Genomic DNA, 8660 nt, shown 5'->3' with positions numbered 1-8660 from the left:
CATCGAGGCCGCGCGCGCCGCCAAGCCGCCCAAGCGCGCGCGACGCCGCGCGGCCTTACCCCATGCTCTACGGCGAGAACGAGGCGGAGATCACCGCGGCGCTGATGGCGTTTGGCCCGCGCGAGCGCGGCGTGCCGCCGGCGCGCGTCGCGGAGCTGCTCGCGCAGGTGACCGAGGACAAACCGGCGCGGCCGATGCACCTTGCGGGCATCGACGCGCTCGGCCGGCGCGCCGAAGCCGCCGCGATCGACATGCTCGAGGCGCAGGTGAAGCGGCACGGCGCGCTCGCGATCCGCGCCGTGCGCGCGATGGGCGAGGCCCGCGCGTCGAGCGCGCTTTTGCGCGTCAACGTCGAGGCGCTCGCGCGCGATCCCGTGCTCGCGCTGGCGTACATGGAGGCGCTCGCCGCCTGCGACGCCGACAAGGCGCGCGAGAGAATCGACGGGTGGCTCGCTTCCACCGTGCGACCCGCGGCATTTCGCGGCGAGCGGGGCACGTTCGCGCTCGTGCACGCGGCGGCGCTGGCACGCACGGCGGGATTCGACGCGCGCCAGCGCGAATTTCTGGAACACGACGCGATGCTCGTGCGCGCGGCGGCCGCGGAGGCGATCGCCGCGAGGCCCGATGTGGTGTTGCTCGATCCGCTGATTGCGGCGATCGCGCGCGCCGCGAACGATCCGGGATACGACGCGGCGCATTTTGCCGTCGCAGCGGTCGAGGCCGTAGGCGAGCGCTTCCCCGCACAAAGTTTCGCGCGGACCAAGTGCGTCGATGCGCTGCGCCCCCTTTTGGCGGATCCGCGCGGGCCGGTGCGCGAGCGCGCGGCCGAGGCGCTTTACACCCTCGCGCACGAACGGCACGACAAGGTGTTTTTCAACATCGCTCCGTCGCGCCCGCCGGATGCGTACGCACGCATCGCCCGCGCGCTTGGCACGACGTCGTCGGTGAACGTGGAGACCGATCGCGGGCCGTTCGTGATTGACGTGCCGATCGGCGTCGCGCCGCTCGTGGCCGACCGCTTCATCGAACTCGTACGCGCGAAATTTTACGACGGCCTTGTCGTGCATCGCGTGGAGCCGCTTTTCGTGATGCAGACGGGAGACCCGATGGGAACGGGCTACGGCGGAACGGGCAAGCTGCTGCCGGATGAAACGGGCGCGATCGCATTCGACGGCCCGGGCGTCGTGGGGCTTGCGACCGCGGGGCGCGACACGGGCGACAGCCAGTGGTTCGTGACGCATCGCGCCACGCCGCATCTCGATGGCGCTTACACCGCGTTCGGGCGCGTGGCGAGCGGGATCGAGGTGGTGCTTGGTATCGTGCCGGGCGACGTCATCCGACGCATGACCATCACCGGCGAAGGCGCACCGCCGCCGGAGCCGCTAGCTAGTGACGAGTTACGAGTTACGAGTTACGAATGCCATCGCAATATTGAACGACAAACGGCGCCGAACGAAAGCACGTGCCGATATCCAATCGCGTCGCTGCGATTCCACTCGTCATTCGTCACTCGTCACTCGCAATTCGGCTGAACCCGCGCGCGTCGCGCGGGGTCGGATCGGGCATGACGGATCTTGAACGAAACGGACTTGCGCGGCGCTTACGCGGCGGCAACTTCCTCGAGGATGCATGCGTCGACGGGGCAGACCTCGGCGCATTTGCCGCAGCCTTCGCAGATATCCGGATCGACGACGTAGATATCGCCCTCGCTGATCGCGTCGTGGGGGCATTCCTCGGCGCAGGAGCCGCAGGCGATGCAGTCGTCGATGATGTGGCATTTCACAGCCATGGACGGGTGTCTCCTTTTTCGGCCGGCGAAGGATGGCGCGGCCGGCTCAACGACCTGACTCTCCCGGCGCATCGCGAATCGTCCGCGAGCGCTGTGACCGAATCCCGGTCAAAGACGCAAGATCATGGATTTCGCCTTCGCGATCCCCTATGATTCGCGCCAAGTTCGAGCGGAATTTTCGTGGAAAATCGACAAATATGCAAGTAAGACGCATCGCCATTCAGGCCCTTTCGATCATCGCCGCCGCCACCGTGACGGCCGTTGTTTTTAACTCGGTGCGTGCCGGGGGGATCGATCTCATACGGCCCGCCCGGGACGCCGTCCAGACGGCCAGGCCCGAGGCCGCGCTTGGCCCGGTCGATCTGGCCGGCGCCAAAAAACTGCACGACGAGGGAGCGATTTTCGTGGATGCCCGTTCCGAAAGCGATTTTTCCGCCGGCCATATCAAGGGCGCGCTCCACGTGTATTACGCGGAAGTTCAGGATAAGGCCATGGAAATATTGGAGAAAATTCCGCTTGAGGCGACTGTCGTCGCCTACTGTTCCGGCGAGGACTGCCACGCAAGCGACATCGTCGCGCGCGAGCTTGTGGACATGGGATACGAGAAGGTCCGCATCTTCTTCGCGGGCTGGCCGGCCTGGACCGCGGCGGGATACCCCATCACGGGATCGGCGGGAAGCGACGAAGCGACGCCGATCATCAAGCCGATGGGGACGAAATGATGCGGCGCGTGCTCGAAAATCCGTACCTGCTGCTGGTGCTGCGCGCCGGGCTCGGCGTCATGTTCGTCGTGGCGAGCGTGGATAAAATCGCCGAGCCCGACAAGTTCGCGATCGCGGTCGATAACTACCACATCGTGCCGAACGCTCTCGTCAATCTGTTTGCGCTCGCGTTGCCGTGGATCGAGCTTGTCATCGGCGTGTTCCTCGTTGCCGGCGTGATGACGCAGGCCTCCGCGCTTTTGTCGGCCATCCTTTGCTTCATGTTTTTCGTCGCGGTAGCGAGCGCGCTTGCGCGCGGGCTCGACATTAGCTGCGGTTGCTTCGTGCAGGAAGGCGCCGCCGCGAGCAAGGTGAGCAGCGGACTGGTGATCCGGGACGCGCTTTTAACTCTGGCGTCGATCTGGGTGTTGGTTTTTCATCAAGGCCAATTTACTGTGCGCTCGCTCATCGCCCGCGATCGGGCGGGCGGGTAATTCCGGCGATGCTCGTTTTTTTGAATCGAAAGGAGCTTGACGCATGACATCGAAATGGACGCTTTTCGCGATCGCACTCCTGGCGGCGCTCACCATGGCGCTGGCCGGCGCTGTTGCGTGCGGCGACGACGACGATGACGACGACGACGAGGTGAAGCACGCGGACATCGAGGCCTGCGAGGAACGCGCCGACGAGGCGTTCGGCGACGGCTGCTTTGACGACGAGACCTATCAAAACGAGGTCTATTCCGAGTGCGATCGCTTCCCGGCCGCCGAGGACGACACCGTGGCCGAGGCTCTCGACTGCATGGACGCGGTGAACGACGATTGCGACGACTACGATGAGGCGATCGACATGTACTCAGACTTAATCGCGTGCATGGATCAGGTATTCGCCGAAACGCAGGGCTGATGATCGCACGGCGATAAAGCACGGACGAAAACAAAACGGCCGGCGATCCGAAGGGATGGCCGGCCGTTTTTTGTTTGGCGCCCGTGCGAACGCCTCGCCCCCCGGATTGGCACCGCGACCGTCAAGGAGCGGATACGCCTTTCAGCCTTGTCCAATCCCGAAGACGCGCATCGCGTTACCCGCGAGGTAGAGCGCCTTCGCCTCGTCGTCGAGGCCAAGATCGTCGAGCCCTTCCAGGCACCGCGCGGGCATCAGCATGGGAAAGTTCGAACCGAACAGGACCTTGCGCCGGCCGTGGCCGCGCATGTACGCGACAAGCGCGGCGGGGAATCGCTTCGGTACGTAAGCCGAAGTATCGATGTAGACGTTCTCGAATTTCGTCGCGCAGGAGATCATCTCCGTCACCCACGGATGGCCGATGTGGCCGCCGACGATGACGAGTTCCGGAAAATCGAGTGCGACCTGCTCGAGATACGGAATCGGTCGGCCGGGATCCGACGGGCGCAACGGGCCCGTGTGCCCGACCTGCCAGCAGACGGGTACGCCAAGCTCGCAGCAGGCGGCGAACAGCGGATAATAACGGCGATCCGTCGGCGGCAGATTCCACAGCCACGGCAGAACGCGCGCGCCGCGGAATCCCTCGCCGCCAACGCGCGATTTGAACTCGGCGACGCCGTCCGCCGGGCGCATGAGATCGACAGCGGCCAGGCCGATGAAACGGTCGGGGTGCGCCGCGACGAGCGCGGCGACATCGTCGTTCGAGATCATCGCGCCGTCGGGTCCATGCCACGCGCAGGCGACGCCGATCGAAACGCCGGCCTCGTCCATCGCCGCGAGCGTCATCTCATGCGGAATGTCGACCACGACATTGTCGATGCGCAGCCATCGGCGAAGCGACGCGAACATCGGGTGATTGATGAACCCGCGCGTCGGATGCTGGATCCACGCGTCGACGATCGTGGGAGCGGCCATCGGTCCGGCTCGCGGCGGCTACGGTTTGTAATAGAGCGTGCGGCCCTTTGCGGCCTGGTATTCGACGCGGAAGTCCGTGAAGCCCTTTTTCCAATCCGGATAGCAGTCGCCATCGATGGCGCAAGAAGCGCAATTGGCAAAAAAGGCGTATTCGTCGAGCGCGCATCCCTCGGAAGCGCAGATATTGGTCGCCTCGACCTCGCATTCGGCGTCGGAGGCCACGGTTTCAACCGTTCCGCCAAAAAGATTGCACTCCTCGATACAAAGCGCGTGGCAGCAATGGACACCACCGCCGCCGCCATCCGTGTCATCGTCCGCCGCGGCGTCGTCGTCGTTCTCGGGAATAAACGGCTCTGAGTCGTCGTCGCCGTCCGGCGAATTGACCGGGCCGCTCGGTTCGTCCTCTTCGTCGTCCTCGCACCCGCTGATCGCGAAAAGTGCGGACGCCCCCAGACACAAAACGATGAGTACCACGGGAAAGGCCACGAACCGCCGGGACATGCGCCGTCTCCTTTTCAATTATCCGATGGAATGGAGAGCGCATCGTAAACAGGAAATCAAAAATAGGAAATAGAAAATAGCCTCGCGCGCGCCCGGCGTTCCAGCCTCCTTAATCCCCCACGAAAATTTGACGCCTCCGGTGAATTCTCACGTCGGGCGTCACCCCAAGATCGCCGCGACGCCCGGGTTTTTGTGAAAAAACATTCGCCGGGCGGAAAAAATTTCATGCAAATATGCGTATTTATGTAATTAAGAAGGCGAAATCGGCCTCTGATATCGAAAAATTTCGATTTGGCACGCACGTTGCTGCATACAATTGCGTCGGGCGAAATCTGGTCGCCTGCGAATGAGCAACGAAAAACGCGAACAGATCCTTAAAGACGGAGCGTTCGACAAGAAATAGACGAGCCCAGCCGAGGCCGGACTCACCGGTCTCAAAAATCCTCCTTGGATCGGAACCCACACCGATCCGCCTGCATGAGCAACGGAACCCGCGCTGCCACCCCCTGGCAGCGCGGTTTCCACATTTTGCAGCACCGGCCACGTCCGTCCGTCATGTCCGGGCTGTCTCTCAAGTCCAACGAAAATTCGGGAAACGGGCGCGACGTGTCGCGGCAGCGGGATACGGAATACGACGGCGCGCGCGGTTTCAGCCGGCCGCGAAGTGGCGGCGGAGCGCGGCGATCTGCGCGCGGACGGCGGCCACGGCGGTGCCGCCAAGGACGCGGCGGCGCTCGATGGACGCCTGGGGCGACCAGCGGGCGACCTCCTCGGGCAAGTCGAGCCGGCGGGCAATCTCGTCGGGCGCGAGGTCCGCGATATCCTGCCCCGCGTCCTCGAGCTCGCGGATGAGCGACGAAACAATCTCATGCGCCCTGCGAAACGGCACTCCTTTGGCGACAAGCGCGTCGGCGAAATCCGTCGCCGCGCAAGCGAGCGGAATGCCCGCGGCCATCGCATCCACGTCATATTCGAGCGCGTCGTAGTGCGCGCGCATGACGTCGATCGAAAGGCGCAGCGCGTCGTGCGTTTCGAAGACAGCCGCCTTGTCTTCCTGCAGATCCTTGGCGTAGGCGTGCGGCAGGCCCTTGAGAAGCGCGGCGAGGCCGGTCGCGCGGCCGAGGATCGCCGCGGCCTTGGCGCGTACAAGCTCCAGGCCGTCGGGATTGCGCTTTTGCGGCATCATCGAAGAGCCCGTGCTTGTCGCGTCCGGCAAACGCAGGTGCGCGAATTCGCGCGTGGCGCGGATGATCCCATCCTCGGCGCGGCGCGAAAGCGTGAGCGCGCATTGCACGGACGCGAAGCAGAATTCGAGCGCGGCGTCGCGGGACGAAACGGCGTCAAGCGCGTTCGCCATCGGGCGCGCGAAACCGAGCGCGTTAGCAAGCTCGACGCGATCGACCGGCAATCCCGACCCGGCCAGGGCGCCCGCGCCGAGAGGGCAATCGTCCGCGCGTTTTCTCGCGTCAGCGAAGCGGTCGAGATCGCGCGACAGTTCGGACGCGAACGACGCCAGATCGAAGCCGAGCGTCACCGGCAGAGCGGGTTGCAGGTGCGTGTATCCGGGCATCACCGTTGCTGCGTGGACCTCGGCCGTTTCGAGCAGCACGCCCGCCAATTCGCGGATCGCGGCGATGATGTCGTCGCACGCGTCCTTGAGATACAGGCGCAGATCGGTCGCGACCTGATCGTTGCGCGACCGTCCGCTGTGCACGCGCGCGCCCGCTTCGCCCACGCGCTCGGTGAGAAGTCGCTCGACAAGGCTGTGCACGTCCTCATCGGGCAGCTCGCCGGCGACAAACGCGCCCGCTTCGTGCTCCTCGGCGATGTTGTCGAGCTCGGCGGCCAGATCCTCGGCCTCGCCCGGCGAAAGCACGCCAAGGCGCGCCAGTTCCGCGATCCACGCGCGGTTGACGGCAATGTCGTAGGCGAGCAGGCGGATATCGACGGGCAGGCTGCGGTTTAAGCGCTCCATCGCCGCGTCGAGCGTGCCGCCGGTCCGTCCCTTCCAGAGCGTCATCAGTCGCGCTTGAACTTGGAGTAGTTGGGCGCGCGGTAGCCGGCCAGGCGCTCGCCGCCCTCCTGCTCGATCATGCTTCGGATCTTGATGGGCAGGCCATACAGTTCGATGAAACCCTTGGCGTCCATCTGGTCGTAGACGTCGGCCTGGCCGAAGGTGGCGAAATCCTCGCGGTAGAGCGTGTACGGGCTTCGCCGGCCGCGCACGGTGACCGATCCCTTGTAGAGACGCAGGCGCACCTCGCCGGTGACGTTGTGCTGCGTGGTCGCGACGAAGGCGTCGAGCGCCTCGCGCAGCGGCGTGAAGTAAAGACCGTTGTAGACGATCTCCGCGTATTTGGGCGCGAGCGATTCCTTGAAGTGCATCGTCTGCGCGTCGAGCACGAGCGATTCGAGTTCGTGATGCGCGAAGTAGAGGATCGTGCCGCCGGGCGTTTCGTACACGCCGCGGCTTTTCATGCCGACCAGGCGGTTTTCGACGATGTCGATGCGGCCGACGCCGTGGCGCCCACCGATGGCGTTGAGGCGTGAAAGCAGCTCGACCGGCCCGAGGCGCTCGCCGTTCAATGCGACCGGCACGCCGCCGGTGAATTCAAGGACGATCGTCTCCGGCTCGTCAGGCGCGTCAAGCGGCGACGCGGTGATGTGGTAGATCTCCTCGGGCGGCTCGTTCCACGGATCCTCGAGCTTTCCGCCTTCGCTGGAGACATGCCAGAGATTGTCGTCGTGGCTGTAGATCTTGTCGGGGCGCGCATCGACCGGCACGTCGCGCTCGGCGGCGTAGGCGAGCGCGTCCTCGCGGCTTTTGATCGACCACTCGCGCCAGGGCGAGATGATGCGCACGAACGGGTTGAACGCCCGGAACGTCAGCTCGAAGCGCACCTGGTCGTTGCCCTTGCCGGTGCATCCGTGGGACACCGCGTCGGCGCCCTCCTCCTCGACGATATCCATCATCGCCTTGGCGATGAGCGGCCGCGCGATGGACGTGCCAAGGAGATAGCGCTCCTCGTATTTGGCGCGGGCCTGGATCATCGGAAAGAGGTATTCGCGCAGGAACACCTCGCGCAGGTCGCGGACGACAAAGCGATCCGCGCCGGTGGCGAGCGCCTTTTTTTCGAGCGCGGCGGCATCAAGCCCCTGCCCCAGGTCGGCGGCGAACGCGACGACGCGGCAGGCGTAGTTCTCCTTGAGCCAGGGGATGATGATGCTGGTGTCGAGCCCGCCGGAATAGGCGAGCACGCACGTCCGCACCGGAGCGCCGTTGGTCATGCGGGTTGGTCCTTGTCGATCATGCCGCCGGACAGGCGGGCAAGAACGGAGTTGCGGCCGTGGCGATCGCGGCAGGCGATCACGACAGTGTCGTCGCCGGCGACGGTGCCGACGATTTCCGGCCACGCGGCGTCGTCCAGATAGACGCCCAGGGACGACGCCTGCCCCGGCAATACGCGGACGACCGCGAGCGCGTCGGCGCTTGCGACGTTCAGCACCGGCACGGGGACGCCGCGGGTGAACGACGTGGTACGGGCGGCGGGGACGACGTATCGGCCGCCGGCCTTCACCAGGCCGAGATACGAGATGTCGCGGCTGACCGAGCTTTGCGTTGACGGGATGCCCTGCTCGGAGAGCGCGTGCACGATGTCGTGCTGCGTGGCCAGCGCGTTCGATTCGATAATGCGTCGAATGGCCTCACGGCGATGCTTCGCGTTCGACATGGGGATTCTCCTGATCATCGGGTTATTTCGATTCCTAATTTTCAGGCGGCACGCGCCGCG

10 protein-coding genes are annotated in these 8660 nt (G+C 65.0%); 4 read left to right on the top strand and 6 right to left on the bottom strand.

Features of this window, described 5'->3' with window-relative positions; all coding sequences use genetic code 11:
* A partial coding sequence (locus K8I61_16340; protein MBZ0273608.1) for a peptidylprolyl isomerase occupies positions 1-1532 on the top strand: 1532 nt, incomplete at its 5' end.
* 68 nt (positions 1533-1600) lie between these two features.
* Here the strand turns inward: K8I61_16340 and K8I61_16335 are convergent.
* Positions 1601-1789: a 4Fe-4S binding protein gene (locus K8I61_16335; GenBank protein ID MBZ0273607.1), complete on the bottom strand. Its 189-nt coding sequence runs from the start codon at positions 1787-1789 to the stop codon at positions 1601-1603.
* 197 nt (positions 1790-1986) lie between these two features.
* Here K8I61_16335 and K8I61_16330 point away from each other — a divergent pair, with 197 nt between their 5' ends.
* From K8I61_16330 to K8I61_16320, 3 genes are read left to right on the top strand one after another with little or no spacing between them, the layout of a single operon-like run.
* The gene (locus K8I61_16330) at positions 1987-2511 is read left to right on the top strand and encodes a rhodanese-like domain-containing protein (protein MBZ0273606.1); all 525 of its coding nucleotides are present in this window, start codon (positions 1987-1989) and stop codon (positions 2509-2511) included.
* Entirely contained in the window at positions 2508-2984 is a 477-nt protein-coding gene (locus K8I61_16325) for a DoxX family membrane protein (GenBank protein ID MBZ0273605.1), read from the top strand. Before K8I61_16330 ends, K8I61_16325 begins: the two co-directional genes overlap by 4 nt.
* 43 nt (positions 2985-3027) lie before the next feature.
* Positions 3028-3396 (top strand): hypothetical protein, encoded by a 369-nt coding sequence (locus tag K8I61_16320; GenBank protein ID MBZ0273604.1) that lies wholly within the window; start codon positions 3028-3030, stop codon positions 3394-3396.
* 141 nt (positions 3397-3537) lie between these two features.
* On the opposite strand, the gene K8I61_16315 is transcribed toward K8I61_16320, so the two are convergent.
* The 5 genes from K8I61_16315 to K8I61_16295 form a co-directional block, all read right to left on the bottom strand.
* Positions 3538-4368 (bottom strand): amidohydrolase family protein, encoded by an 831-nt coding sequence (locus K8I61_16315; protein MBZ0273603.1) that lies wholly within the window; start codon positions 4366-4368, stop codon positions 3538-3540.
* Between the two features lie 18 nt (positions 4369-4386).
* Positions 4387-4869 carry a hypothetical protein gene (locus K8I61_16310; GenBank protein ID MBZ0273602.1) on the bottom strand — a complete coding sequence of 161 codons (483 nt, stop codon included), beginning with the start codon at positions 4867-4869 and terminating at the stop codon, positions 4387-4389.
* Positions 4870-5518: 649 nt separating this feature from the next.
* Positions 5519-6889 (bottom strand): argininosuccinate lyase, encoded by a 1371-nt coding sequence (gene argH / locus K8I61_16305; protein MBZ0273601.1) that lies wholly within the window; start codon positions 6887-6889, stop codon positions 5519-5521.
* The gene (locus K8I61_16300; protein MBZ0273600.1) at positions 6889-8157 is read right to left on the bottom strand and encodes an argininosuccinate synthase; all 1269 of its coding nucleotides are present in this window, start codon (positions 8155-8157) and stop codon (positions 6889-6891) included. The genes argH and K8I61_16300 overlap by 1 nt, the downstream gene beginning before the upstream one ends.
* Positions 8154-8600 carry a hypothetical protein gene (locus K8I61_16295; protein ID MBZ0273599.1) on the bottom strand — a complete coding sequence of 149 codons (447 nt, stop codon included), beginning with the start codon at positions 8598-8600 and terminating at the stop codon, positions 8154-8156. The genes K8I61_16300 and K8I61_16295 overlap by 4 nt, the downstream gene beginning before the upstream one ends.
* Between the last annotated feature and the right edge of the window lie 60 nt (positions 8601-8660).

It is taken from the genome of bacterium, from assembly GCA_019912885.1.
Classification (GTDB): domain Bacteria; phylum Lernaellota; class Lernaellaia; order JACKCT01; family JACKCT01; genus JAIOHV01.
This window is presented reverse-complemented; position numbering and strand designations above follow the sequence as displayed.

Bases quoted from the DNA above. Each gene is read 5' to 3' on its own strand.
- K8I61_16335 (MBZ0273607.1), bottom strand. From the start codon at position 1,789: ATGGCTGTGAAATGCCACATCATCGACGACTGCATCGCCTGCGGCTCC.
- K8I61_16330 (MBZ0273606.1), top strand. From the start codon at position 1,987: ATGCAAGTAAGACGCATCGCCATTCAGGCCCTTTCGATCATCGCCGCC.
- K8I61_16325 (MBZ0273605.1), top strand. From the start codon at position 2,508: ATGATGCGGCGCGTGCTCGAAAATCCGTACCTGCTGCTGGTGCTGCGC.
- K8I61_16320 (MBZ0273604.1), top strand. From the start codon at position 3,028: ATGACATCGAAATGGACGCTTTTCGCGATCGCACTCCTGGCGGCGCTC.
- K8I61_16315 (MBZ0273603.1), bottom strand. From the start codon at position 4,368: ATGGCCGCTCCCACGATCGTCGACGCGTGGATCCAGCATCCGACGCGC.
- K8I61_16310 (MBZ0273602.1), bottom strand. From the start codon at position 4,869: ATGTCCCGGCGGTTCGTGGCCTTTCCCGTGGTACTCATCGTTTTGTGT.
- argH (MBZ0273601.1), bottom strand. From the start codon at position 6,889: ATGACGCTCTGGAAGGGACGGACCGGCGGCACGCTCGACGCGGCGATG.
- K8I61_16300 (MBZ0273600.1), bottom strand. From the start codon at position 8,157: ATGACCAACGGCGCTCCGGTGCGGACGTGCGTGCTCGCCTATTCCGGC.
- K8I61_16295 (MBZ0273599.1), bottom strand. From the start codon at position 8,600: ATGTCGAACGCGAAGCATCGCCGTGAGGCCATTCGACGCATTATCGAA.